Source organism: Streptomyces sp. C36, assembly GCF_040932295.1.
Taxonomy (GTDB): Bacteria; Actinomycetota; Actinomycetes; order Streptomycetales; family Streptomycetaceae; genus Streptomyces; species Streptomyces triculaminicus.
The window spans coordinates 392,083-416,489 of the sequence record NZ_JBFQGI010000004.1 but is presented as its reverse complement, the minus strand read 5'-3'; the positions used below and the strand labels follow the sequence as shown (position 1 = coordinate 416,489).

Here is a 24,407-nt window from a genome sequence, read left to right as displayed (position 1 = left end):
GGCGCCCGGAAGGCGCCCATCGCGCCGGGTACGGTATGCCGGACAGCACACCGCCGGACCCACGCCGGTGAGGTCAGGAACACGGAAGGGCTGGAGCTATGGAAGAGCCGCGTCGCCTCGGCGGCCGGTACGAGCTGGGCTCGGTGCTCGGCCGCGGTGGCATGGCCGAGGTCTACCTCGCGCACGACACCCGGCTCGGTCGCACCGTCGCCGTGAAGACGCTGCGGGTCGACCTGGCCCGCGATCCGTCCTTCCAGGCCCGGTTCCGCCGCGAGGCCCAGTCGGCCGCCTCCCTCAACCACCCGTCCATCGTCGCTGTGTACGACACCGGCGAGGACTACGTGGACGGCGTCTCGATCCCGTACATCGTCATGGAGTACGTGGACGGGTCGACGCTGAGGGAACTGCTGCACTCCGGGCGCAAGCTGCTGCCCGAGCGGTCGCTGGAGATGACCATCGGCGTGCTGCAGGCGCTGGAGTACTCCCACCGCGCCGGCATCGTCCACCGCGACATCAAGCCCGCCAACGTCATGCTGACCCGCACCGGACAGGTGAAGGTCATGGACTTCGGCATCGCCCGTGCGATGGGCGACTCCGGCATGACGATGACCCAGACCGCGGCCGTCATCGGCACCGCCCAGTACCTCTCGCCCGAGCAGGCCAAGGGCGAGCAGGTCGACGCGCGTTCCGACCTCTACTCCACCGGCTGCCTGCTCTACGAGCTGCTGGCGGTCCGGCCCCCGTTCGTGGGCGACTCGCCGGTGGCCGTCGCCTACCAGCACGTGCGGGAGGAGCCGAACCCGCCGAGCATCCACGACCCCGAGGTCACGCCGGAGATCGACGCCATCGTCCTCAAGGCGCTGGCCAAGGACCCGGACTACCGCTACCAGTCCGCCGACGAGATGCGCGCCGACATCGAGGCGGCCCTCGAGGGCCAGCCCGTGGCCGCCACGGCCTCCATGGGCGTCGTCGGCTACGGCGACGACCAGCCGACCACCATGCTGCGGTCCCAGGACCACGCGGGCGCGGCCGGCCAGACGTCGATGATGCCGCCCGTCTCCGACGGCGGCGGCTACGGCGGCTACGACGACCACTCCGGCGGGCACCGGGGCGGAAACGGCGGCAAGAAGAGCAACCTCTCGACGATCCTGCTGGTCGTCGCGGGCATCCTGGTGCTCGTCGGCGCCATCTTCATCGGCCGCTCGCTCTTCAGCGGTGGCGGCAACAACGACGAGGTCTCGGTCCCCAAGCTGATCGGCGAATCGCTGGCGGACGCCCAGAAGCTGGGCGAGAACGGCGACTTCAAGGTCGTCGAGGCCGAGAAGAAGCCCTGCGACCAGGACAAGGGCAAGATCTGCTCGCAGGACCCGGGCGTCGGCTCCAAGGTCAAGCGTGGCGGTGACGTGAAGGTCGTGGTCTCGACGGGCGCGGAGCAGATCGCCGTCCCGGATGTGACCGGCCAGCAGTTCGACGTCGCACGCAAGGAGCTCGAGGCCAAGGGCTTCTCGGTCACCAAGAAGGACGAGGAGTCCGAGCGGACCCCCGGCATCGTCACCGCGCAGGACCCCAAGGACGGCAAGGCCGCGAAGGGCACGGAGATCACGCTCACCGTCGCCACGCCGGCCGCGACCAAGACGATCCCGTCCGTGGTCAACCAGCCCTTCGACGCGGCCAAGAAGCAGCTCACCGACCTCGGCTTCAAGGTGGTCAGGGAGGACGAGGACTCCGCGACCGTCCCGGCCGGTTCCGTGTCCCGCCAGAGCCCCGACGGCAACACCTCGGCCAGGGCGAACTCCACGGTCACCCTGTACGTCTCCAAGGGCGGCGCGAAGGTCACCGTGCCGAGCGTCCTCCAGCAGAAGCTGAAGGACGCCAAGAAGACGCTGACGGACGCGGGCCTGAAGGTCGGCAGCATCAACGGCCCGCAGGACGACAACGCCGTGGTCGTCACCGCCGACCCGGGCGCGGGTGCCCAGGTCGCCAAGGACACCCCGGTCAACCTCATGACGCTGGCCGGTCCGCCCAACCCCGGCACCGGCGGCCAGACCGGCGGTCAGACGGGCGGCAACCAGGACATCGGCGGCCTCTTCGGCGGCTTCACCGGCGGCCGACGCAGCTGATCGCCCCGTAGGACACGCGAAAGCCCCGGCGCCATCCCGATGGCCGCCGGGGCTTCTTCGTGCCGTGTGGGCGCCGCTAGCGCAGTTCCTTGGGCGGTGTGCGCTTGGCGTCGACCTTCTCCGTGCGCTGCAGTTCCGCCCAGACGATGTAGCGGTAGTCGGAGGTGTAGACGGGCGTGCAGGTCGTCAGGGTCAGGAAGCGGCCGGGGCGATCAACCCCCGCAAGTTCACTTGGCGGCGATGACTTGGCGAGCAATGTGCTCAGCGTGCCCCTCCCACAGGTGACGGGCGGCGCCCCCTCACGTAGCACCTTCATCACAGCAGACTTTGCCGACCCCTGAGCGAGAGCTCACCGACCGGCCCGACAGAAAACAGACCGTCGAAAGCCGCCCCAGACAGTTCCAAATCCGGCCCGTCCTTACCTCACGGCCTTCCCTCAAGGTCGATCAAACTACCTCCTCACACGCCACCTAACTTGCACCATGAGTGGCACCTGTCAAGACCGTGGGCTGCCTACAGAAAGGCTTGAAATGCGCCATTAAACGGAGAGAGGCATTCCATGCGATTACCTCCAATAGAAACTAGGGTAAGATCCATTCCGCTTTACACGCAGAAAGCGCCATCCTCGACGACAGCGAGCAGAAATGAAGAAACTCTCGAAGACCATTGGAACGCTGGCCATAGCCGCCGCCATAACATTGACATCCCCAGGAACTGGGCACGCATCCGAGGGCACTCACCTAGGAAACCAAGGCAGCAACAAGTGCCTGGAGGTCGAAAACTCGAGCACTCGGGACGGTGCGAGAGTCCAACAATGGAGCTGCACCAGCTCGGCTGCCGGACAGTACTGGCGCACAGCCACTGCTGGCCAATCCGGCGGTCCATCATGGGCTTTCTATATCATAAACAGCAACAGCGACAAGTGTTTGGAAATCGCAGACTCCCGAACCGACAACGGCGCACCTGCCCAACAGTGGCTCTGCGACCCAGGAAATAAAACCCAGATGTGGTACTTCAACAACGGAGCAATCGTAAACCTAAACAGCGGAAAGGTTCTGGAAATAGCAGATTCAAGCACTAGCAATGGAGCACGGGCTCAGCAGTGGCTGTTCTCCCCAGGGGCGCCCGGACAGCTGTGGAACTACTAAACCGACAGAACAACCGTCCTGACGCTGACAACCTCAAAACCGGCGGCTTTGCGGCCAGCCGCTAGCGCAGTTCCTTGGGCGGTGTGCGCTTGGCGTCGACCTTCTCCGTGCGCTGCAGTTCCGCCCAGACGATGTAGCGGTAGTCGGAGGTGTAGACGGGGGTGCAGGTCGTCAGGGTCAGGAAGCGGCCCGGCGCGGTCCTGCCGGACTCCTTGGGGACGGGGTTGATCACGTCCGTGTTGAAGCGGGAGGTCTCCTTGAGCTCGGCGAAGACCTTGTAGACGTACCAGACGTCGCGCGTCTCGAAGACGACCGGGTCACCGGTGCTGATCTTGTCGATGTTGTGGAACTTCGCGCCGTGTCCGTCGCGGTGCGCGGCCAGGGTGAAGTTGCCGCTCTTGTCCCAGGGCATGGCGGCCTTCACCGGCTCGCGGTAGAAGCCGGCGACGCCCTCGTTGAGGACCTTGCCGCCGGTGCCGGGCTTGACCAGCACCTCGCCGTTCTTCATGGCGGGTACGTGCAGGAAGCCGATGCCGTCCTTGGTGTCCAGGGCGCCGGGGCCGGACGGGGCGTTGGCCCAGTGGTCGCGCACCTGGTTGCCCTGCTTCTTCGCCTCGCGGTCGGCCAGGACGTTCGTCCACCACAGGGAGTACACGACGAAGAGGGCCATGATCACGCCTGCTGTGATCAGCAGCTCGCCTATGACGCTGACGGTGGCGGCGATGCGCCCCCGTACGCGGTCTGTCCGTGCCACAGACGTTCGTACCCCGCTTCGCTGTTCTCGTGCGTCTCACGCGTGTCTCACGCTGTCTCACGCGTGTCTCAGTTGACGAGCGCGTCCGGCTTTCCCTTGCTCCGGGGCCGCTCGTCGACCATCTTGCCCCACACGATCATGCGGTAGGTACTGGTGAACTCGGGGGTGCAGGTGGTCAGCGTGATGTACCGGCCGGGCCCGGTGAAGCGGGAGCCGACGGGCACGGGCTCGATGACCCGCACGTTCGCGGGAGACGTCTGATCCAGGCGGCTCGTCATCTCATAGGTGTAGAAGGCGCTCCTGGTCTCGACGACGATCTTGTCGCCGGGCTTCAGCCGGTTGACGTAGCGGAACGGTTCGCCGTGGGTGTTGCGGTGGGCCGCGAGGGCGAAGTTGCCCGTCCGGTCCCAGGGCATGGCGGTCCTGAGCGGACCGTCGGCGTAGTGGCCGACCATGCCGCGGTCGAGCACCTTCTGCTTGCCGATGCCCTGGGCGATCGGGGCCTTCACGTCCAGCGTGGGGATGTAGAGGATGGCGAAGCCCTGGCCGGGCGAGAACTCCCCCGCGTCGCGGTCGGCCCCGGCGTCGTCGCCGGCCCAGCTGTGCTGCAGGTCCTTGGTGGCGCCGCCCGCCTGGCGCTGGGCGATGACGTTGGTCCACCACAGCTGGTAGGCGACGAACAGCAGCATCACGACGCCGAGGGTGATGAACAGCTCGCCCACGGACCGGCTCACGATCACGCCGAGGCTGTCCCTGTGGGCGCGCGCGGCGCGCTGGGCGGCCCGGCGGCGCTCCGCGCGCCCTCCGGTGGCGGACGGCGGCGCGGGCTCGAGGCGGCGCAACGTCATCGTCGGGACGTCCTCGGGCGGCAGCGGCTGCGAGAGGGAGCCCGTGCCGTACGCGTGGTGCGTGGCGCCCTGCGGCGGCCGTGCGGCCGCCGCCGTACTCCGGGGTTCCTGCTCGGGCCGGAGCGTGGTCACGCTCCGGCCTTGCCCACCACCGGGGCCAGGCCGGCCGAGCGTTCCACCGCCCCGGTGTCACCGCAGGCGGCGAGCCAGTTCGCGAGCATCCGGTGGCCCCATTCGGTGAGCACCGATTCGGGGTGGAACTGCACGCCCTCGACCGGCAGGTCGCGGTGGCGCAGTCCCATGGCGATGCCCGTGTCCGTCCAGGCGGTGATCTCCAGCTCGTCCGGCCAGCTGTCCCTCTCCACGGCCAGCGAGTGGTAGCGGGTGGCCGTGAAGGGCGAGGGGAGGCCCTGGAAGACGCCCTTGCCCTCGTGGGTGACCGGCGAGGTCTTGCCGTGCAGCAGTTCGGGGGCGCGGTCGACGACGCCGCCATAGGCGACGGCCATCGACTGCATGCCCAGGCAGACGCCGAAGACCGGCACGCCGGTGTTCGCGCAGTGCCGCACCATGTCGATGCAGACGCCGGCCTGTTCGGGCGCGCCGGGGCCGGGGGACAGCAGGACGCCGTCGAAGCCGTCCTGGGCGTGGCCGGGCTCGACCTCGTCGTTGCGGCGCACCTCGCACTCGGCGCCGAGCTGGTAGAGGTACTGCACGAGGTTGAAGACGAAGCTGTCGTAGTTGTCCACGACGAGGATGCGCGCGCTCACCGCGTTACCGCCATTCCGTCATTGCGCCGCCGGCGGGCATGCCGTTGTCGACCGTCACATCGTTGAACGGCAGCAGCGGTTCCGCCCAGGGGAAGACGTACTGGAAGAGGACGTAGACCGTCCCCAGCACGAGCAGCAGCGAGACCAGCGCCTTCACCCACGCGTTGCCCGGCAGATGACGCCAGATCCAGACGTACATGCTCTACCCACTCGCCGATGGTCGGTTCAGTAATGTGCGGCACCAGCCTAAGGGGCGACACGCCGTGAGCGGGGGGTCAGCCGGACAAAGCCGCGGGCCTTCCCGCGGCGACCGGGCGGGTCTCCTCCAGATGCGCCCAGACGATCAGCCGGTGGCTGTGTCCCCACTCCGGATCGCAGGTGGTGAGCGTCAGATAGCGGCCGGGCGACCGGTAGCCGGCGGCCGCCGGCACGGGGTCGAGGACGGCGGTGTCGCCGGGCAGGGTGCGGTACGGGCGCGTGTCCACGCGGTACGTGAACCAGCTGGTGCCGTCGCCGAGCACCACGGCGTCGCCGGGCCGCAGCTCGTCGAGGTCCTTGAAGGGGTCGCCGTAGGTGCGGCGGTGGCCGGCGACCGCGAAGTTGCCCGTCTCCCCCAGGCGGGCGGTGCGTTCGTAGTGGCCCAGGCCCTTCTTGAGCAGCTCGGTGCCGGTGCCCTGGAGGACGGGCTTGACCCAGCCGGGGCCGAAGCGGGGGATGCGCATCACGGCGAAGGACGCGCCGGGGCGGTAGTCCGTACGGGGAGCGGAAACGGTCGGGCGTCGCGTTCCGCTGCCCGGTGGCGGGGGGACGGCGGCATCGTCCGGCTGCCCGCCCGCGAGGGGCGGAGGGGCCGACGGGCCGGCCTCACCGGCGTCCGGGGCGGGTTCGGTGCCGGTGCCGGTGCCGGGCCCCGAGTCCGGCTCGGCGGGCTCGGCCGGTGCGGCCGCCCACCGTTGCTCGAGGCGGTCGAGTTCGTGCGCCATCGCGCCGTCCGCGCGGACCGAGGTCCAGTACAGGACGTACACCACGAAAAGGACGATCAACGTACCGATGGTCAGGCACAGTTCGCTGAGCGTGCGGACGACGAGCCGTAACCCCATCGCCGGCTCCCTCCCGGGTCACCCCACGGGCTTGGCGTAGTGGAGATCCACTGTGCCCGAGTATCCGGGCAGCGTCACCGCGTCGTGCTGGTCGATTTTCCAGCCGAGGCCGTAGGCGTTGACGTACTGGAGGTAGTTCTGGATCGCGGGGGACTGGTCGAGGGCCTTGCGCAGCATGCCGCGGTCGCCGACGGCGGTGACCTTGTAGGGCGGTGAGTAGACGCGGCCCTGGAGGATGAGGGTGTTGCCGACGCAGCGGACGGCGCTGGTGGAGATCAGCCGCTGGTCCATGACCTGGATGCCCTTGGCGCCGCCCTTCCACAGGGCGTTGACGACGGCCTGGAGGTCCTGCTGATGGATGACCAGGTCGTTGGGCTGGGGCTGCGGGACGCCGGGGATCCTGGCGGTGGCGTTGGGCGGGGCGTCCATGAGGGTGACGGTCAGTCCGGGGCCGTCGAGCCTGCGGGTGCCGGCGGCGGTCTCCAGCGCGGTGAGCTTGCGGTCCTGCGCGGTGTTGCCGGTGTCGCGCCGGGCGAGGGCGTCGACCTGGGCCCGGGCGCCGGCGGCGCTGTCCTCGAGGTCGCCGTTCTTCCGGCTGCGCTCCTGGATGAGGTCGGACAGCCGCAGCATCGAGGCGTCGGTACGGATGTTGGTGCCCTGGGCGGTGTTGAAGCTCATCCAGAAGATGAGCCCGGCCAGCGCGAAGACGCCGCCGGTCAACAGTCGTACCGGACGGAACCGCCGGACGGGCGCACCGGTGGAGTCGGCAGAATTGCTCAACGTACCCTTATCCTCTCCGACGCCGCGGAAGCACTACGCTAACGGACGCCCGGGGGAAGGCGGCGTTCCCGTCGTTCCGGCCCCGGCGGACAGGCCCGTTTCATCCCAGCGTTCATCCCAGCGCGGTCACGCAGCGCATCGACAGGAGAGTTCCCTCGTGCCGAAGTCACGGATCCGCAAGAAAGAAGACTTCACGCCCCCGCCGGCGAAGCAGCAGCAGAACCTCAAGCTGAGCACCGGGCGTGGCTGGGTGGCGCCCCTGATGCTGGCGATGTTCCTGATCGGGCTGGCCTGGATCGTGGTCTTCTACGTGACGAGCGGCGACATGCCGATCCACTCCCTGCGCAACTGGAACATCGTGGTCGGCTTCGGCTTCATCGCCGCGGGATTCGTCGTCTCCACACAGTGGAAGTAGCGCATCCACACAGTGGCGGTAGCGCACGTCCCGAGGGAGGCGGCGGGCGCCCGGACCATGGCCGGGCGCCGCACCCGTAAAACCCTGCCCTGAACTTGCCGTGGAGTTATCCACACCCTCGTCCACAGTGGGGAAAAACTCAGACTGTCTGTGGATAACTTCCCAGAAGTTGACGCCGGTGTGACTGATCGCGAGCGCTGCGTATCGATGGCGGCCCCGGTATCCGGGGGCAGAAACCCAGCTCAGGGGCGTGACGGCGGCCACGAACACATGTTCCCCACGTCGTGCACAAGATTCCCCACTCGTTGTGGACAACCTGTGCGTCCACCGGTGTGGGTGAGGGGCGACGGGGCCCGGAAACGGGCCCGTTCAGCGGGTCACGACCGCCTCATGGCGTCAGTTGCAGCGTCCGCACGCCCACCACGACGATGATCGCCAGCAGCGCCGCCGCGCAGGTGAGTCGCTGGACGAGCACCCGCTTCTCGCGGGGCGCGTGCACCATCCCGTACGCCACCACCGTGCCCACCACCAGGCCGCCGACGTGGGCCTCCCAGGCGATGTTGCTCCAGGTGAACGTGAAGATCAGGTTGAGCACCAGCAGGATGATGACCGGGCGCATGTCGTAGTTCAGCCGGCGCAGCAGCACGGCCGTGGCGCCCAGCAGCCCGAAGATCGCACCGGAGGCGCCCAGGGAGGGCTGGTTCTCGGGGGCGACCAGATAGGTCAGCGCGCTGCCGCCGAGGCCCGACAGCAGGTAGAGCGCCAGGAAGCGGGCGCGGCCGAGGGCCATCTCGAGCGGGGGGCCGAGCCACCACAGCGAGAGCATGTTGAAGGCGATGTGCATCGGCGTCTGGTGCAGGAAGGTCGCCGTCAGCAGGCGGTACCACTGTCCTTCGGCGACGCCCTCCAGCGGGCCGCCCTCCGTCAGCGCCGCCCGCCCGAACAGCTCGAGGCTGTCGAGCAGGATGCCGTCCGTGACCATCACGGCGATCCACACGGCGACGTTGATCCCCAGGAGGACCTTGGTCACCAGGCGCGGGTCGTCCACATGGGCGCCGCCCGCGACCGTGCGCGGGGCGTTCGCGCGGGGGGCGTGACCCGTACCGGAACCGCTGCTCACACACTCCGGGCACTGGAAGCCGACCGAGGCGCTGACCATGCACTCGGGGCAGATCGGACGTTCGCAGCGGGTGCAGCGAATGCCCGTCTCCCGGTCCGGGTGCCGGTAGCAGCGGACGGCCTGGTCGCTCATGCTCTCCCCTTGCCCCTGTCGCGGGCCGGTCGGCCCTGGGCCGGTGTGCCCTGTCCGCACCGCGCGGCCCCGCCCGTCATACGCACGGGCGGGGCGGCAGGTTCCCGTGGGACCGTACGGCCTCGGGGTCAGCGCGTCTCGACGACGACCGACTCGATGACGACGTCGTTGACCGGGCGGTCGGTGCGCGGGTTGGTCTGCGTGGTCGCGATGGCGTCCACGACCTTCTTCGAGGCGTCGTTGACGACCTCGCCGAAGATCGTGTGCTTGCCCGTCAGCCACGCGGTGGGCGACACGGTGATGAAGAACTGCGAGCCGTTGGTGCCCGGGCCGGCGTTGGCCATGGCGAGCAGGTAGGGCTTGGTGAAGGCGAGGTCGGGGTGGAACTCGTCCTTGAACTTGTAGCCGGGGCCGCCCGTGCCGTTGCCCAGCGGGTCACCGCCCTGGATCATGAAGCCCTCGATGACGCGGTGGAAGACCGTGCCGTCGTACAGCTTGTCCGTGGTCTTCTCCCCGGTCTCGGGGTTCACCCACTCACGCTCGCCCTTCGCGAGCTCCACGAAGTTCGCGACCGTCTTGGGCGCGTGATTCGGGAGAAGCCGGATCTCGATGTCGCCCTGGTTGGTCTTCAGGGTGGCGTAGAGCTGCTCAGCCACGATCTACCTTCCATAGTCTTCGCTGACGACTGACGATCCTCGCACGGCGCCTTCGCGGCGAGTAACCATCAAAGCCCCGCGCGCGGCGGCGAAGCATGGCATTGTCGACCGAAGCCCCCCTTTGACCCGGATGCCCGCTCGCACATGCCGCACCGCCCATCGGCAGGCATGATTTTTCAATGGGTGGAAAGGCGACAAACCATACGCCACCGAGGAGGAGGTTCTCGTGACCCGCAAGGACAGCGTGCGCGCCGCGACCAACACTGCCAAGGACAGCGTGCGCCACGCCGCGGAAGTGGTGGCGCCCTACGCCGGCACCGCGAAGGACACGGCCGTGCACTACGCGCATGAGGCCCGCACCCGGCTCGCCCCCAAGGTGGCCGAGGCGGCGCACCAGGCCCGCTCGCAGTACGACGCGCACCTCCATCCCCGCCTCGAACACGCCCGGGACGCGTTGCCGCCCAGGATCGACCACGCCGCCGTGCGGGCCCGCGCCGTCGCCGAGCCGGTGCGGGACGAGGCGCTCTCCCGTGGCACGGCCGCGCTCGCCGCACTGCGCGGGGAGGTCTCGGCGGAGGACGTGCGCAAGCTCGGCAAGCGCCGGTGCCGCCGCGGCCGGGCGGGGCGGGCGGCCAAGCGCCTGGTGGTGCTGGGCGTCCTCGTCGGCGCGGCCGTCGCCGTGTGGAAGTGGTGGGACAAGCAGGCCAACCCCGACTGGCTGGTCGAGCCCCCGGAGGCCACCGAGCCCGGCGAACGGTCCTCTCTGACCTCCGTCGACGGCAGTTCCGCCGGCCTCGACCCGGAGGTCCAGGCCAAGCAGGACCGGGCGGACACGGAGGCGTCGTCCCCGGACGACAACGGCCCGCCGCGCTGACCGGCACGAAGACGGGCGGACGACCGGGAGCGGGCCCGGAGACCCACGGGGTCTCCGGGCCCGTCGTCGTTCCTCCAGGTTTCCGTCGTCCGCGCGGCCGTCACTCGTCCGGAGGTACCCGGCTTCCCGTCCGCCGGTGATCGGGCGCACGGTGGAAGGCGTCCCTTCAGCGACCCGGTACGGCAGTAAGGCCCCGCTCATGAACGACGACCTGTCCGGCGCCCTCGACCCCACCACGGTTCGGGTGACGCGCGGCCGCCCCGACCCCGACGAGCTCGCCGCGCTGGTCATCGGCCTCGCCCTGTGCTCGGGCGAGGCGGAGGACGACTCCCCGGCGGGTGGCGCGGCGCTGCCCACGCCCCATTGGACGACGCTCGCCGCGTTCCGGCCACCGGCCTGTTGGACGAGCCCCCGGCTGCGGAACACCGTTTTCTGACCCACGGATCACATGGATCCCAGCGGTCGCAGCCGTTGCGCAAGAGTTCGCGCCGGCGCCCTACAGCAAAACCCCCCGACCCGCATGTGCGCAGGTCAGGGGGTTTTTCTTGTGGAGCCTAGGGGAGTCGAACCCCTGACATCTGCCATGCAAAGACAGCGCTCTACCAACTGAGCTAAGGCCCCGTCGGGGACCAGACTACCCGGTGCCTGGAGTGTTTCCCGACCGGGTATCGCCGCGACCCACCACTCTCCGTAGGATGCACCGCAAGATTCGCTGCAGCGAAGCGAAGGGGAGAGCGAATGGACGCAGCACAGCAGGAAGCCACCGCCCGCGCACGGGAGCTGCAGCGCAGCTGGTACGGGGAGCCTCTGGGGGCGCTCTTCCGTCGCCTCATCGACGATCTGGGCCTCAACCAGGCCCGGCTCGCGTCCGTCCTGGGCCTGTCGGCGCCCATGCTGTCCCAGCTGATGAGCGGTCAGCGAGCCAAGATCGGCAACCCCGCCGTCGTCCAGCGGGTCCAGGCCCTGCAGGAGCTCTCCAGCCAGGTCGCCGACGGCAGCGTGAGCGCCGCCGAGGCCGCCGAGCGGATGGAGGAGGTCAAGAAGAGCTCGGGCGGCTCCGTCCTCAACTCCACGCAGACCACCGCCAGCAGCGGGGCGCCGACCGTGCGCCGGGTGGTGCGCGAGATCCAGTCGCTGCTGCGGTCGGTGGCGGGCGCGGGGGACATCATCGACGCCGCCGGAACGCTCGCCCCCACCCATCCCGAACTGGCCGAGTTCCTCCGGGTGTACGGCGCCGGACGGACGGCCGAGGCCGTCGCGCACTACGAGGCGCATCAGAGCTGACCGTGCCGGGGCGGGACCGGTGCCGGGGGAAGCGGGGGCGACGCGTCGGACATGGGTGAGGTCTTCGCTGGGCGGTACGAGCTGGTGGACCCGATCGGGCGGGGCGGGGTGGGAGCCGTCTGGCGGGCCTGGGACCAGCGACGGCGGCGCTATGTGGCGGCGAAGGTGCTGCAGCAGAGCGACGCCCACACGCTGCTGAGGTTCGTCCGCGAGCAGGCGCTGCGCATCGACCACCCGCATGTGCTGGCGCCGATGAGCTGGGCGGCGGACGACGACAAGGTGCTGTTCACCATGGAGATGGTGGGCGGCGGTTCGCTGGCCCATCTCATCGGTGACTATGGGCCGTTACCACCGCATTTCGTGTGTGTTCTCCTGGATCAGCTGCTGTCCGGGCTCACGGCGGTGCACGCGGAAGGCGTGGTGCACCGGGACATCAAGCCCGCCAATCTCCTTTTGGAGGCGACCGGTACGGGCCGGCCGCATTTACGGCTCTCCGATTTCGGGATCGCCATGCGCAAGGGCGAGCCACGGCTGACCGACACCAACTTTGTGATGGGCACGCCCGGTTACTTCGCGCCGGAGCAAATGCTGGGCGAGGAGCCCGACTTCCCCGCCGATCTCTTCGCCGTCGGCCTGGTGGCGCTCTATCTGCTCACGGGCCGGAAACCGGACGCCGAGGCACTGGTGGAGCACTTTCGGGAACAAGGGGTGCCGAATGCCCCCGAGGAGGTGCCCGCGCCCCTGTGGGAGGTGATCTCGAGCCTGCTGCACCCGGACCCGTACGCCCGATTCCGTACGGCCGCCGGGGCGCGGAAGGCCCTCGCGGCGGCCGTCGAGCTGCTGGGCGAACGGCCCGCCGACGAGGAGGAGATCGAGGTCTTCGACCAGCTGGGCCCGCTGCCGCCGGGATTCGGCCCGGAGGGGCCGGAGCGCCACCCGATGCCGCCACCCGGGCCTCCCCAGGTCCCGCCGCGCCCGAACTACCCGCCCACACGCCCCTACACGGCCCCGCAGCCCGTCCCCCGGGCCGTGCCGCCACCCTCGGCCCGCCAGGCCCCGGCGGTGCCCGTACGGGCCGCGCGCGGGCACTCGGGGCCGCCGGCGAAGGTGGCCGTCCCCGTGCTGATCGTGGCGCTGCTCTGCATCGCCGTGGGGGTGTGGGCGCTCACGGCGGGCTGACCGGCCCGGACGGGACATTCCAGACGGGACATTCTTCACTTTCGCAATCATTTTATTTGCGAACGCAACAAAATCGTTCCGCCCGGTGGGGCGCCCGGCCGCGCCCGCCCCCGGCGGGCGCTGGCCGGCACCGGCGGAAACGAGACAGGGCCCCGACCGCCGAAGCGGTCAGGGCCCTGCATCAGGCTTGTTGTGGCTCACACACCCGAACCTGCGGGCACGGAGTCGGTCGCCTCCGTCCACAGGTCCTGCTCGGCGCGATCCGCCTGGATCTGCCGGTACACGAGGAGCCCGCCGATGGCGGCCAGTGCGACCAGGAGCAGCTTCTTCACCGCGCGACCTCGTCTTTCCTTGACGTGAGGGGACCTCTGGGGGCCGATGATACACACCGGCCGATACCGATCGGTGACCTGCGTCCGGTCCGCCCACGGCCGGCGAACTCCCAAAAGCGATCGGCCCGGACGGAGAATTCCGTCCGGGCCGATCGTGCGAGTGGGGCTAACAGGACTTGAACCTGTGGCCTCTTCCTTATCAGGGAAGCGCTCTAACCGTCTGAGCTATAGCCCCTCGCGACACCGAAAGATTAGCGCACGTGGGGCCCAGTCCCAAAATCGTGTCCGGGCCCCGTGCGCACGAGTGCTACTCGTCCTCGGCGAGAGTGAGCTCGACGCCGCCCACGAAGCCCGCCGAGAGGTTGTAGACGAAGGCGCCCAGCGTCGCCAGAGCCGTCGCCAGCACCACGTCGATCACCGCGATGATCGAGGTGAAGAGCAGGACGTGCGGCAGCGACAGGAACGACTCCAGGTCGAAGCCGCCGCCCTCACCGGAGGCCGTGGCGTCGCTGACCGTGCCGCCGACGGCGGAGAAGACGCCCATGGTGTCCATGACCAGCCACAGCACCGTCGCGGCCACGATGGTGCAGACGCCCAGCGCGACGGACAGCAGGAAGCTGACCTTCATCACCGACCACGGATCGGCCTTGGCCACCCGCAGCCGGGCCTTGCGCGTACGAGGGGCGGTGACGTCCGCCGGGGCCGTACGGGCCGCCGGGCGCGCCGCGGGGGCCTCGGCCCGGTCGGCGGCCCGCTCGGGCGCCTGCCGGGCGGCGGGGACGGTCTTCCCCGCGTTCTTGGCGGCCTTGGCACCCTTGGCGCCCTTGCCGTCGGCCGCGGCCTTGGCGGGCTGCGCCGCGGCACCGGAAGCGGAACCGGAAGCGGAACCCGAAGCAGAAGCGGCACCGGAAGCGGAACGCTCGGCCGGAGGCTCGTAGGCCTTCGGCGGGTGGTACGGCTGCGGACCTCGGGTCTCCGTCACAGTCTTCCCCCTGCCTGCGGGCCCGGCCCCGCCGTCCCCGGAGCCGGCGCCGTCCGCGCCGGCCTTCTTGTCACCGGCCTTGTCGGCGGCGACCTTCTTCATGGCGACCGTCTCGTCGCCGGTCTTCCCGGCCTCGCCCTTGGCGACCGCGGCCCGGGGGTCGGCCTTGACGTCGGCCGCCTTGGCCTCGGTCTTGGCGTCAGCTGCCTTGATCTCGGCCTTGGCCTCGGCCTTGGCGTCCGGCTTGGTCCCGGCCGCCTTGTCGGCCGCCTGGGCGGCCGGCTTCTCCGTCGGCTCGGCGGACGGCTTCCCGGCCGGCTTCCCGTCGGCGTCGACGGGCTTGGCCGTATCCGTATCCGTATCCGAGCCACGGGCACCGGTCTTGCCGGTGGCGGGCCGGGCAGGGTCCCGCCGCTTGGTACCCGCACCGCCGTCGGCGGTGCCCGTGGCTCGACTCACGAATTACTCCTCGGTGTCCTCGACCGGGGGCGCGACACCCTCGGCCGCCTCGGACCCGTCGCCGCCGGCTGCGTCGGTCAAGTCCTCGACACCCTCAGCCTCGCGACCGGCCTCGGCGTTCCGGGCGATGCCCACGACGGCATCGCGCTTGCCCAGGTTGATCAGTTGGACGCCCATGGTGTCACGGCCCGTCTCCCTGACTTCGTTGACCCGTGTACGGATCACGCCGCCGCTCAGCGTGATGGCGAGGATCTCGTCAGTCTCCTCCACCACCAGAGCACCGACGAGCGATCCGCGGTCCTCCACGATCTTGGCGGCCTTGATGCCGAGGCCGCCGCGGCCCTGGACGCGGTACTCGTCGACGTTCGTCCGCTTCGCGTAGCCACCGTCGGTGGCGGTGAAGACGAACGTACCGGGACGGACCACATTCATCGAGAGGAGCTCGTCCCCTTCGCGGAAGCTCATGCCCTTGACGCCGGACGTGGCCCGGCCCATGGGGCGCAGCGCCTCGTCCGTCGCGGTGAAGCGGATGGACTGGGCCTTCTTGCTGACGAGCAGCAGGTCGTCCTCGGCGGAGACCAGCTCGGCGCCGATGAGCTCGTCCTCCACGCCACTGTCCGTCTCGCGGAGGTTGATGGCGATGACACCGCCGGAGCGCGGCGAGTCGTAGTCCTTGAGCGGGGTCTTCTTCACCAGGCCGGACTTGGTGGCGAGCACCAGGTAGGGCGCCGCCTCGTAGTCGCGGACGGCGAGGATCTGGGCGATCTTCTCGTCCGGCTGGAAGGCCAGCAGGTTGGCCACGTGCTGGCCGCGCGCGTCCCGGCCGGCGTCCGGCAGCTCGTAGGCCTTGGCGCGGTAGACCCGGCCCTTGTTGGTGAAGAACAGCAGCCAGTGGTGCGTGGTGGAGACGAAGAAGTGGTCGACGATGTCGTCCTGCTTGAGCTTCGTGCCCCGTACGCCCTTGCCGCCGCGCTTCTGCGAGCGGTAGTCCTCGGTCTTGGTGCGCTTGACGTAGCCACCGTTGGTGATGGTGACGACGATGTCCTCTTCGGCGATGAGGTCCTCGATGGACATGTCGCCGTCGAAGGGGATCAGCTCGGAGCGCCGGTCGTCGCCGAACTTGTCGACGATGGCGGCGAGCTCCTCGCTGATGATCATCCGCTGCCGCTCGGGCGAGGCGAGGATCGCGTTGTACTCGTTGATCTTCGCCTGGAGCTCGTCGTGCTCCGCGGTGATCTTCTGGTGCTCCAGGGCCGCCAGGCGGCGCAGCTGCATCTCCAGGATCGCGTTGGCCTGGATCTCGTCGATCTGCAGCAGGCCCATCAGGCCCCCGCGGGCGACGTCGACGGTGTCGCTGCGCCGGATCAGCGCGATGACCTCGTCGATGGCGTCCAGAGCCTTGAGCAGGCCGCGCAGGATGTGGGCGCGCTCCTCGGCCTTGCGCAGCCGGAAGCGGGTGCGCCGGACGATGACCTCTACCTGGTGGGTGACCCAGTTGCGGATGAAGGCGTCCAGCGACAGGGTGCGCGGCACGCCGTCCACCAGCGCCAGCATGTTGGCGCCGAAGTTCGTCTGCAGGTCGGTGTGCTTGTAGAGGTTGTTGAGGACGACCTTGGCGACCGCGTCCCGCTTGAGGACGATCACCAGGCGCTGGCCCGTGCGGGAGGACGTCTCGTCACGGACGTCGGCGATGCCGCCGACCCTGCCGTCCTTGACCAGGTCGGCGATCTTCTGCGCGAGGTTGTCCGGGTTGACCTGGTAGGGCAGCTCGGTGACCACCAGGCACTGGCGGTTCTGGATCTCCTCGACCTGGACCACCGCACGCATGGTGATCGAGCCACGGCCGGTGCGGTAGGCCTCCTCGATGCCCTTGCGGCCCACCACGAGGGCGCCGGTCGGGAAGTCGGGGCCCTTGATGCGCTCCATGAGCGCCTCGAGGAGCTCCTCGGACGTCGCCTCGGGGTTCGCCAGGAACCACTGGGCGCCCTCGGCCACCTCGCGCAGGTTGTGCGGCGGGATGTTGGTGGCCATGCCGACCGCGATGCCCGCCGAGCCGTTGATCAGCAGGTTGGGGATGCGGGCCGGCAGGACCGTCGGCTCCTGGTTACGGCCGTCGTAGTTGTCCTGGAAGTCGACGGTCTCCTCGTCGATGTCCCGGAGCATCTCCATGGACAGCGGCATCATCTTGCACTCGGTGTACCGCATGGCGGCGGCCGGGTCGTTGCCCGGGGAACCGAAGTTGCCGTTGGAGTCCACCAGCGGCATGCGCATCGACCAGGACTGCGCCAGGCGCACCAGGGCGTCGTAGATGGAGGCGTCGCCGTGCGGGTGGTACGTACCCATGACGTCGCCGACGACGCGGGCGCACTTGTAGAAGCCCTTCTCGGGGCGGTAGCCGCCGTCGTACATCGCGTAGAGCACGCGGCGGTGCACCGGCTTGAGGCCGTCCCGCACGTCGGGCAGCGCACGCGAGACGATGACGCTCATCGCGTAGTCGAGGTACGAGCGCTGCATCTCCGTCTCGAGCCCGACGGGCTCGACACGCATCCCCACGCCCTCCAGAGGCGCGGGCGCGCCCTCGGGCGTCACCTCGGGCACGGGAGCGGTGGGAGTCTCAGGGGTCTCGTCGGCCATTGGTGTTCAAAGTCCTTTCGCGCTGCGGCTGTTTCTCGTGGGCCGACAGGCTCAGATGTCGAGGAAGCGGACGTCCTTGGCGTTGCGCTGGATGAAGGAGCGTCGTGCCTCGACGTCCTCACCCATGAGCACCGAGAACAGGTCGTCCGCCTGCGCGGCGTCGTCCAGGGTGACCTGGCCGAGCACGCGGTGGTCGACGTCCATCGTGGTGACGCGCAGCTCCTCGGCGTTCATCTCACCGAGACCCTTGAAGCGCTGGACCGAGTCGTCCTTGATCCGCTTGCCGTTCTCCCGGCCGAGCTGGATCAGGGCGTCGCGCTCGCGGTCGGAGTAGGCGTACTCGATCTCGTCGCGACCCCACTTGATCTTGTACAGCGGGGGGCGGGAGAGGTAGACGTGCCCGGCCTCGACCAGCGGCCGCATGAAGCGGAACAGGAAGGTGAGCAGCAGGGTGTTGATGTGCTGACCGTCGACGTCGGCGTCCGCCATCAGGATGATCTTGTGATAGCGGAGCTTCGCGATGTCGAAGTCCTCGTGCACACCGGTGCCGAAGGCGGAGATCAGCGCCTGGACCTCGGTGTTCTGCAGGATCTTGTCGACGCGCGCCTTCTCGACGTTGAGGATCTTGCCTCGGATCGGGAGGATCGCCTGGTACTGCGGGTTCCGGCCGGACTTGGCCGAGCCGCCGGCGGAGTCACCCTCGACGATGAAGATCTCGCACTTGGTCGGGTCGTTCGACTGGCAGTCGCTCAGCTTGCCCGGCAGGGAGGCGGTCTCCAGCAGGCCCTTGCGGCGGGTCAGGTCGCGCGCCTTGCGGGCGGCGACGCGGGCCGTCGCGGCCTGGATGCCCTTGCGGATGATGTCCGCGGCCTCGTTGGGGTTGCGGTCCAGCCAGTCCGTGAGGTGCTCGTGGACGACCTTCTGGACGAACGTCTTGGCCTCGGTGTTGCCCAGCTTCGTCTTCGTCTGGCCCTCGAACTGCGGCTCGCCGAGCTTGACGGAGATGATCGCGGTCAGACCCTCGCGGATGTCCTCGCCCGTGAGGTTGTCGTCCTTCTCGCGGAGCAGCTTCTTGTCGCGGGCGTAACGGTTGATCAGACCCGTCAGCGCGGCGCGGAAGCCCTCCTCGTGGGTACCGCCCTCGTGGGTGTGGATGGTGTTGGCGAAGCTGTAGACACCTTCGCTGTACTGGCTGTTCCACTGCATCGCGACCTCGAGGGAGAGCATGCGCTCCTTGTCCTCGGCGTCGATGTCGATGACGGTCGGGTGGATCAGCTCGCCCTTGCGCGAGTTGAGGTACTTCACGAAGTCGACGATGCCGCCCTCGTAGTGGTACTCGACCGCGAGCGCCTTGCCCTCCTCGTCGACGTGGTCGACGCGGAGGTCGGTCAGCGAGATGCGCAGGCCCTTGTTGAGGAAGGCCATCTCCTGGAAGCGCCGCGAGAGCGTCTCGAAGGAGTACTCGGTGGTCTCGAAGATGTCGCCGTCGGCCCAGAACGTGACGGAGGTGCCCGTCTCGTCGGTCGCCTCGTTCTTCTGCAGCGGGGCGGTCGGGACGCCGAGCTTGTAGTCCTGGGTCCAGCGGAAGCCGTCGGTCTTGACCTCGACCGCGACGCGCGTCGACAGCGCGTTGACGACCGAGACGCCGACGCCGTGCAGACCACCGGAGACGGCGTAGCCGCCGCCGCCGAACTTGCCGCCCGCGTGCAGCACGGTCAGGACGACCTCGACGGCGGGCTTGCCCTCGGAGGGCACGATGCCGACCGGGATGCCGCGGCCGTTGTCCACGACCCGCACGCCGCCGTCGGAGAGGAGCGTGACGTCGATGGTGTCCGCGTGACCGGCCAGGGCCTCGTCGACGGAGTTGTCGACGACCTCGTACACAAGGTGGTGCAGACCGCGCTCACCGGTGGAGCCGATGTACATACCGGGGCGCTTGCGGACCGCGTCCAGTCCCTCCAGCACCGTGATCGCGCTGGCGTCGTACGACGACGCCTCGCCTCCGGGCACGGTGCCCGGGGTCTCGGAGGGGTTGGTGTTCTCGTTGGGGTTGCCGGAATCGGCCACGAAGCGCCCTTTCTGGCACAGCACAGGCCTTCCCTGCTGCGGCGGGGGTGTCCGGGGCAGGCAGGAGCGGCTGCGTCGTTCAGCGTGTATCGACGAGTCCCGCGATTCCGGCGGGATTACTACACAGTGTACCGGTGGCACTGACATGAATGGGGGTTTGGCGGTGCCTGGGTCCTCATGTGCCGCCCTGAACCGGCATCAGCCGACTCCCTATATGGGGACCGGGGCTCCAAGAGGCTCACAGCGGCACTCAGCGCTTCGAGCTGTCAACCGCCCGCTACCGTGAGCGGAGTCTCAGCCGTCGGCGGGCGTCACTCCGTTCACCGCCGCGACGCCCGAAGGTCAATCCAGGGCACTGGATCACCCGTAGGTGTCGCCCGGTCCCGTGCTCCCGGGGGCGCGCAGCGGCCCGTACCGGCGCCCGGGGCCGCCGGGCCCCAGCACCTTGATCATCTTCACGGTTCCCTGGCCCAGGTCGTCGTTCAGCCGGGCCACCAGCGTCGGCGCCAGCAGCCGCAGCTGCGTCGCCCACGCCGTCGAGTCGCACTGCACCGTCAGCACCCGGGCGTCCTCGTCGTAACGCTGCGGCTCGCAGTGCAGCGCCACCTCCGGGCCCACCATCTGCGGCCAGCGGCCCATCACCCCGCCGACCGCGGCGGGCGTCTCCCAGCCGCGCTCGGTGATCAGCCGGTTGATGGCCGCGCCCAGGGGCAGCGGATCGCGCCCGTCGGCGCGCGCGCCGGAGCGCAGGCCGCCGCCACGGCGCACCTGCTTCTTCTGCTGCGCGGCGTTGCCCTTGGCCCGCGCCTGCTCCTTGGCCGCCCGCAGCGCCACCCGCGCCAGGTCCACGCCCGAGGGCTCGGGGGTTCTGGGTGCCGCCGGCTTCTCGCCGTGTCCGTTCATGACCGGTGTCCGTTCACGCGCGCTCGACCCTGCCCTCGGCGACCGCGTACCGCGTGCCCGCCAGGACGCCCGGGACGTCGTCGTCCACAGCCGCCGTCACCAGCACCTGCTCGCCGGGGGCCACCATCTCCGCCAGCCGCTCGCGGCGGCGGGCGTCCAGCTCGGCGAAGACGTCGTCCAGCACCAGCACCGGCTCGTTGCCCTCCGAGCGCAGCAGCTCGTACGACGCCAGGCGCAGCGCCAGCGCGTACGACCAGGACTCGCCGTGGCTGGCGTAGCCCTTCGCCGGCAGCTGCCCGAGCTTGAGCAGCAGTTCGTCGCGGTGCGGCCCGACGAGCGTCACGCCGCGCTCGATCTCCTGCTTGCGCGTCTCGCCGAGAGCGGCCAGCAGGACCTCGTACAGCTCCTCACGGGTCCGGGCACCCTCCACGCCGGCCGGACCGCGGTAGTCGAAGGAGACCGGACCGCCGCCGGGCGCGAGCTCCTCGTACGCCTTGTCGGCCAGCGGCCGCAGCGTGGTGATCAGGTCCAGCCGCTGCGCCAGCAGCTCCGCGCCGGAGCGGGCCAGGTGCTGGTCCCAGATGTCGAGGGTGGACAGGTCCATGCCGCGGCCGCCGTGGCGGCGGGCCATCGCGGCCGACTTCAGCAGGGTGTTGCGCTGCTTGAGGACGCGCTCGTAGTCCGAGCGCACGCCCGCCATGCGCGGGGCGCGCGCGGTGATCAGCTCGTCCAGGAAGCGGCGGCGCTCCCCGGGGTCGCCCTTGACCAGAGCGAGGTCCTCCGGGGCGAACAGCACGGTGCGCACGATCCCCAGCACGTCGCGCGGCTTGACCTGGGAGGAACGATTTATCCGGGCCCGGTTGGCCCGGCCCGGGTTGAGCTCCAGCTCGATCAGCTGCTGCCGCTCCCCCTGGACCACGGCGGCGCGGACGATCGCGCGGTCGGCGCCCATGCGCACCAGGGGCGCGTCGGAGGAGACCCGGTGGCTGCCGAGGGTGGCCAGATAGCCGACGGCCTCGACGAGATTGGTCTTGCCCTGGCCGTTGGGGCCCACGAAGGCCGTGACGCCCGGGTCGAGGGCCACCTCGGCCCGGGCGTACGAGCGGAAGTCGGCGAGCGACAGATGCGAGACATGCATGGTTGCGCGCCGACCTCCCCCGGCTGTGCTGGGTTCTACTTCTTGGTCTCGACCGCGTGGCCACCGAACTGGTTGCGCAGCGCGGCGATCATCTTCATCTGCGGGGAGTCCTCCTGGCGCGAGGCGAAGCGCGCGAAGAGGGAGGCCGTGATCGCGGGGAGCGGCACGGCGTTGTCGATGGCGGCCTCGACCGTCCAGCGGCCCTCGCCGGAGTCGGCGGCGAAGCCGCGCAGGCCGTCCAGGTGCTCGTCCTCGTCCAGGGCGTTGACGGCCAGGTCGAGCAGCCAGGAGCGGATGACCGTGCCCTCCTGCCAGGAGCGGAAGACCTCGCGCACGTCGGTGACGGAGTCGACCTTCTCCAGCAGCTCCCAGCCCTCGGCGTAGGCCTGCATCATCGCGTACTCGATGCCGTTGTGGACCATCTTGGCGAAGTGGCCGGCGCCGACCTTGCCCGCGTGGACCGAGCCGAAGTCGCCCTCCGGCTTGAGCGCGTCGAAGATCGGCTGGACCTTCGCCACGTCCTCGGCGTCGCCGCCGTACATCAGGGCGTAGCCGTTCTCCAGGCCCCAGACGCCACCGGAGACGCCGCAGTCGACGAAGCCGATGCCCTTGGCCTTCAGCTCCTCGGCGTGCTTCTCGTCGTCGGTCCAGCGGGAGTTGCCGCCGTCGACGACGATGTCGCCGGGCGACAGCAGCTCGGCGAGCTCGTCGATGGTGGACTGGGTCGCGGCACCGGCCGGGACCATGACCCAGACGACGCGCGGACCCTGCAGGCCGTCCACAAGCTCCTTGAGGCTGTGGACGTCCGCCAGGTCGCGGTTGCGGTCGTATCCGATGACGGTGTGGCCTGCGCGGCGGATGCGCTCGCGCATGTTGCCGCCCATCTTGCCGAGGCCGACGAGACCGAGCTCCATCAGTGATCCTTCATGCCGTAGTCGTCCGATGCGTACCGGAGGTACGTGCTCCCGAGCCTACGCCCGAGGGTCCGTGCACAGCTGTGGGCTGGGGCGCTCATCGGGTGAGAGCGCCCCGGTCCACAGGCGGTCGCGGCCCTGTGGACCGCGACCTTCCCCGGACGTCAGCCCGAGAGGCGCACCGGCATGATCAGGTACTTGTACGCCTCGTCGGCCTCGGCGTCGACGGCGGGCTTGCCGCTGAGCAGGGCCGGCTTGGTGGACGTGGTGAAGGACAGCTGGGCGACCGGCGAATCGATCGCGGACAGGCCCTCGAGCAGGAAGCCGGGGTTGAAGGCGATCGAGATGTCGTCGCCGTCGAGCTGGGCGTCGACCCTTTCCACAGCCTGTGCGTCGTCGCTGGAACCGGCCTCCAGGATCAGCACGCCCTGCTCGAAGCTGAGACGGACCGGGGTGTTGCGCTCGGCGACGAGCGCCACGCGCTTGACGGCCTCGACGAACGGGGCGGTCTCGATCACGGCGACGGAGTTGAACTCGGTCGGGAAGAGCGTGCGGTACTTCGGCAGGTCGCCCTCGAGGAGGCGGGTGGTCGTACGCCGGCCGGCGCCCTCGAAGCCGATCAGGCCCTCGCCGGCACCGGAGCCGGACAGGGCGATCGAGACGGTGTCGCCGCCGCTGAGCGACTTGGCGGTCTCCAGCAGCGTCTTGGCGGGCACCAGGGCGACGGCGGAGATGTCCGGGGTCTCCGGCTTCCACATGAACTCGCGGACCGCGAAGCGGTAGCGGTCGGTGGAGGCCAGGGTGACGGTGTCGCCCTCGATCTCGATCCGCACGCCGGTGAGCACCGGGAGCGTGTCGTCGCGGCCGGCGGCGATGGCCACCTGGGCGGCGGCCGAGGCGAAGACCTCGCCCGGGACGGTGCCCGTGGCGGTCGGCATCTGGGGCAGGGCCGGGTATTCCTCCACAGGCAGTGTGTGGAGTGTGAATCGCGAGGAGCCGCAGACCACGGTGACCCGCACGCCGTCGGTGGAGATCTCCACAGGCCTGTTGGGAAGTGCGCGGCAGATGTCGGCGAGCAGGCGGCCGGAGACGAGGACGGTGCCGTCCTCCTCCACATCCGCCTCGACGGAGACGCGGGCGGAGACCTCGTAGTCGAAGCCGGACAGGCTCAGCGAGCCGTCCTCGGCCTTCAGCAGCAGCCCCGCGAGGACCGGCACCGGCGGACGGGCCGGGAGGCTGCGGGCCGCCCAGGCCACTGCCTCCGCGAGTACATCGCGCTCCACCCGGATCTTCACCGGAACCGCCTCCTGCTTGTTGCTGGCTCGCCCTGCTGGCTTCTTCGTCGGCTTCAGTCGCCGGAGACCAGTCTGACGCACGCCGCTGACAGTCGGTGCGGGTGGCGGTCAAGTCGAGGTCCGGGGCGTGGCGCGGCGTGCAGCCGCTTCATCCACAGCACCCACTTCGAAACGAGTTCTCCGCTACATCTCAGTGGTCGTAGTAGTAGGGCCTGTGGAAACCGTGGAAAACTTCCTTTTCCCAGGTCAGGCCGGATTTTTTGTCCACCGGCCCTGTGGGTGACGGCAGTGGATAACCGGGGGGTTCTGTGGACCACGGAAAGTTCTGCACACCCGGTGCACAGGCAGGCCCCACTTCTCCCCAGGTGCGTCCCCAGGTTTACCCACGTTGCCCACAGGCCAACCCGGCAGCTTGGTGTGACGCCTTTCACTCGGTGCGGTGAGCTTGGGTGTTTCGTTGCCGAACAGTGGACAGTCGTGTGGAAAGACTGTGTATAACACCGGTC

Annotated in this window: 22 protein-coding genes, 2 tRNA genes and 2 pseudogenes; 7 read left to right on the top strand and 19 right to left on the bottom strand. The window is 69.5% G+C overall.

Annotated features, from left to right (window positions below; translation table 11 throughout):
* The first annotated feature begins 98 nt into the window (after window positions 1-98).
* On the top strand, window positions 99-2,120 hold the full coding sequence (gene pknB, locus AB4K12_RS15430; RefSeq protein WP_368434744.1) for a Stk1 family PASTA domain-containing Ser/Thr kinase: 2,022 nt from the start codon (window positions 99-101) through the stop codon (window positions 2,118-2,120).
* A 76-nt stretch (window positions 2,121-2,196) separates the two neighbouring features.
* Here pknB and AB4K12_RS15425 read toward each other — a convergent pair.
* Window positions 2,197-2,349, bottom strand: a pseudogene (locus AB4K12_RS15425) (class E sortase); the annotation flags it as partial.
* A gap of 415 nt (window positions 2,350-2,764) precedes the next feature.
* Here AB4K12_RS15425 and AB4K12_RS15420 point away from each other — a divergent pair.
* Window positions 2,765-3,268: an RICIN domain-containing protein gene (locus AB4K12_RS15420; protein ID WP_368434743.1), complete on the top strand. Its 504-nt coding sequence runs from the start codon at window positions 2,765-2,767 to the stop codon at window positions 3,266-3,268.
* A 61-nt stretch (window positions 3,269-3,329) separates the two neighbouring features.
* On the opposite strand, the gene AB4K12_RS15415 is transcribed toward AB4K12_RS15420, so the two are convergent.
* From AB4K12_RS15415 to AB4K12_RS15390, 6 genes and pseudogenes are all read right to left on the bottom strand, one after another.
* Complete coding sequence (locus AB4K12_RS15415) at window positions 3,330-4,022, bottom strand: class E sortase (protein WP_368434742.1); 693 nt, start codon at window positions 4,020-4,022, stop codon at window positions 3,330-3,332.
* 68 nt (window positions 4,023-4,090) lie between these two features.
* Window positions 4,091-4,801: pseudogene (locus tag AB4K12_RS15410) on the bottom strand (class E sortase); the annotation flags it as partial.
* 197 nt (window positions 4,802-4,998) lie between these two features.
* Entirely contained in the window at window positions 4,999-5,637 is a 639-nt protein-coding gene (locus tag AB4K12_RS15405) for an aminodeoxychorismate/anthranilate synthase component II (protein WP_086568713.1), read from the bottom strand.
* Window positions 5,638-5,641: 4 nt separating this feature from the next.
* Window positions 5,642-5,836 carry a hypothetical protein gene (locus AB4K12_RS15400; protein WP_086568712.1) on the bottom strand — a complete coding sequence of 65 codons (195 nt, stop codon included), beginning with the start codon at window positions 5,834-5,836 and terminating at the stop codon, window positions 5,642-5,644.
* Window positions 5,837-5,912: 76 nt separating this feature from the next.
* The gene (locus AB4K12_RS15395; protein WP_368434741.1) at window positions 5,913-6,737 is read right to left on the bottom strand and encodes a class E sortase; all 825 of its coding nucleotides are present in this window, start codon (window positions 6,735-6,737) and stop codon (window positions 5,913-5,915) included.
* 18 nt (window positions 6,738-6,755) lie between these two features.
* Window positions 6,756-7,517, bottom strand: coding sequence for a DUF881 domain-containing protein (locus tag AB4K12_RS15390; protein ID WP_368434740.1), 762 nt, complete (start codon window positions 7,515-7,517; stop codon window positions 6,756-6,758).
* 157 nt (window positions 7,518-7,674) lie between these two features.
* Here AB4K12_RS15390 and crgA point away from each other — a divergent pair, with 157 nt between their 5' ends.
* Window positions 7,675-7,932, top strand: a complete 258-nt coding sequence (gene crgA, locus AB4K12_RS15385) for a cell division protein CrgA (RefSeq protein WP_368434739.1) — start codon at window positions 7,675-7,677, stop codon at window positions 7,930-7,932.
* A 388-nt stretch (window positions 7,933-8,320) separates the two neighbouring features.
* Here the strand turns inward: crgA and AB4K12_RS15380 are convergent, their stop codons facing one another.
* On the bottom strand, window positions 8,321-9,184 hold the full coding sequence (locus AB4K12_RS15380) for a rhomboid family intramembrane serine protease (RefSeq protein WP_368434738.1): 864 nt from the start codon (window positions 9,182-9,184) through the stop codon (window positions 8,321-8,323).
* Between the two features lie 128 nt (window positions 9,185-9,312).
* Window positions 9,313-9,840 carry a peptidylprolyl isomerase gene (locus tag AB4K12_RS15375; protein WP_368434737.1) on the bottom strand — a complete coding sequence of 176 codons (528 nt, stop codon included), beginning with the start codon at window positions 9,838-9,840 and terminating at the stop codon, window positions 9,313-9,315.
* Between the two features lie 226 nt (window positions 9,841-10,066).
* On the opposite strand from AB4K12_RS15375, the gene AB4K12_RS15370 reads away from it, so the two are divergent.
* A complete protein-coding gene (locus tag AB4K12_RS15370; protein WP_368434736.1) occupies window positions 10,067-10,714 on the top strand; it encodes a DUF5324 family protein in 648 nt (215 codons plus the stop codon).
* A 199-nt stretch (window positions 10,715-10,913) separates the two neighbouring features.
* A complete protein-coding gene (locus AB4K12_RS15365) occupies window positions 10,914-11,150 on the top strand; it encodes an acyl-CoA carboxylase subunit epsilon (protein WP_368434735.1) in 237 nt (78 codons plus the stop codon).
* A 112-nt stretch (window positions 11,151-11,262) separates the two neighbouring features.
* On the opposite strand, the gene AB4K12_RS15360 is transcribed toward AB4K12_RS15365, so the two are convergent.
* Window positions 11,263-11,335 (bottom strand) — tRNA-Ala (locus AB4K12_RS15360).
* Between the two features lie 117 nt (window positions 11,336-11,452).
* Between AB4K12_RS15360 and AB4K12_RS15355 the strand changes: the two genes are divergently transcribed.
* Together AB4K12_RS15355 and AB4K12_RS15350 are read left to right on the top strand one after the other, a co-directional pair.
* Window positions 11,453-11,998, top strand: a complete 546-nt coding sequence (locus AB4K12_RS15355) for a DNA-binding protein (RefSeq protein ID WP_086568698.1) — start codon at window positions 11,453-11,455, stop codon at window positions 11,996-11,998.
* 51 nt (window positions 11,999-12,049) lie between these two features.
* Entirely contained in the window at window positions 12,050-13,177 is a 1,128-nt protein-coding gene (locus AB4K12_RS15350; protein WP_368434734.1) for a serine/threonine-protein kinase, read from the top strand.
* 197 nt (window positions 13,178-13,374) lie between these two features.
* On the opposite strand, the gene AB4K12_RS15345 is transcribed toward AB4K12_RS15350, so the two are convergent.
* From AB4K12_RS15345 to dnaN, 9 genes are all read right to left on the bottom strand, one after another.
* Window positions 13,375-13,509 carry a DLW-39 family protein gene (locus AB4K12_RS15345; RefSeq protein WP_003958712.1) on the bottom strand — a complete coding sequence of 45 codons (135 nt, stop codon included), beginning with the start codon at window positions 13,507-13,509 and terminating at the stop codon, window positions 13,375-13,377.
* Window positions 13,510-13,670: 161 nt separating this feature from the next.
* A tRNA-Ile gene (locus AB4K12_RS15340) sits at window positions 13,671-13,744 on the bottom strand.
* A 72-nt stretch (window positions 13,745-13,816) separates the two neighbouring features.
* Window positions 13,817-14,491: a DUF3566 domain-containing protein gene (locus AB4K12_RS15335; RefSeq protein ID WP_368434887.1), complete on the bottom strand. Its 675-nt coding sequence runs from the start codon at window positions 14,489-14,491 to the stop codon at window positions 13,817-13,819.
* A 462-nt stretch (window positions 14,492-14,953) separates the two neighbouring features.
* On the bottom strand, window positions 14,954-17,584 hold the full coding sequence (gyrA, locus tag AB4K12_RS15330; protein WP_368434733.1) for a DNA gyrase subunit A: 2,631 nt from the start codon (window positions 17,582-17,584) through the stop codon (window positions 14,954-14,956).
* 51 nt (window positions 17,585-17,635) lie between these two features.
* Window positions 17,636-19,675: a DNA topoisomerase (ATP-hydrolyzing) subunit B gene (gene gyrB, locus AB4K12_RS15325; RefSeq protein ID WP_368434732.1), complete on the bottom strand. Its 2,040-nt coding sequence runs from the start codon at window positions 19,673-19,675 to the stop codon at window positions 17,636-17,638.
* A gap of 336 nt (window positions 19,676-20,011) precedes the next feature.
* Window positions 20,012-20,554, bottom strand: a complete 543-nt coding sequence (locus tag AB4K12_RS15320; RefSeq protein WP_368434731.1) for a DUF721 domain-containing protein — start codon at window positions 20,552-20,554, stop codon at window positions 20,012-20,014.
* A 13-nt stretch (window positions 20,555-20,567) separates the two neighbouring features.
* Window positions 20,568-21,692 (bottom strand): DNA replication/repair protein RecF, encoded by a 1,125-nt coding sequence (recF, locus tag AB4K12_RS15315; protein ID WP_362256102.1) that lies wholly within the window; start codon window positions 21,690-21,692, stop codon window positions 20,568-20,570.
* Between the two features lie 35 nt (window positions 21,693-21,727).
* Window positions 21,728-22,606: a phosphogluconate dehydrogenase (NAD(+)-dependent, decarboxylating) gene (gnd, locus tag AB4K12_RS15310; RefSeq protein WP_368434730.1), complete on the bottom strand. Its 879-nt coding sequence runs from the start codon at window positions 22,604-22,606 to the stop codon at window positions 21,728-21,730.
* A 164-nt stretch (window positions 22,607-22,770) separates the two neighbouring features.
* Window positions 22,771-23,901 carry a DNA polymerase III subunit beta gene (gene dnaN, locus AB4K12_RS15305; RefSeq protein WP_086567668.1) on the bottom strand — a complete coding sequence of 377 codons (1,131 nt, stop codon included), beginning with the start codon at window positions 23,899-23,901 and terminating at the stop codon, window positions 22,771-22,773.
* Window positions 23,902-24,407: the final 506 nt, after the last annotated feature.

Bases quoted from the DNA above. Each gene is read 5' to 3' on its own strand.
- pknB (WP_368434744.1), top strand. From the start codon at position 99: ATGGAAGAGCCGCGTCGCCTCGGCGGCCGGTACGAGCTGGGCTCGGTG.
- AB4K12_RS15420 (WP_368434743.1), top strand. From the start codon at position 2,765: ATGAAGAAACTCTCGAAGACCATTGGAACGCTGGCCATAGCCGCCGCC.
- AB4K12_RS15400 (WP_086568712.1), bottom strand. From the start codon at position 5,836: ATGTACGTCTGGATCTGGCGTCATCTGCCGGGCAACGCGTGGGTGAAG.
- AB4K12_RS15395 (WP_368434741.1), bottom strand. From the start codon at position 6,737: ATGGGGTTACGGCTCGTCGTCCGCACGCTCAGCGAACTGTGCCTGACC.
- AB4K12_RS15380 (WP_368434738.1), bottom strand. From the start codon at position 9,184: ATGAGCGACCAGGCCGTCCGCTGCTACCGGCACCCGGACCGGGAGACG.
- AB4K12_RS15365 (WP_368434735.1), top strand. From the start codon at position 10,914: ATGAACGACGACCTGTCCGGCGCCCTCGACCCCACCACGGTTCGGGTG.
- AB4K12_RS15355 (WP_086568698.1), top strand. From the start codon at position 11,453: ATGGACGCAGCACAGCAGGAAGCCACCGCCCGCGCACGGGAGCTGCAG.
- AB4K12_RS15350 (WP_368434734.1), top strand. From the start codon at position 12,050: ATGGGTGAGGTCTTCGCTGGGCGGTACGAGCTGGTGGACCCGATCGGG.
- gyrA (WP_368434733.1), bottom strand. From the start codon at position 17,584: ATGGCCGACGAGACCCCTGAGACTCCCACCGCTCCCGTGCCCGAGGTG.
- AB4K12_RS15320 (WP_368434731.1), bottom strand. From the start codon at position 20,554: ATGAACGGACACGGCGAGAAGCCGGCGGCACCCAGAACCCCCGAGCCC.
- recF (WP_362256102.1), bottom strand. From the start codon at position 21,692: ATGCATGTCTCGCATCTGTCGCTCGCCGACTTCCGCTCGTACGCCCGG.
- gnd (WP_368434730.1), bottom strand. From the start codon at position 22,606: ATGGAGCTCGGTCTCGTCGGCCTCGGCAAGATGGGCGGCAACATGCGC.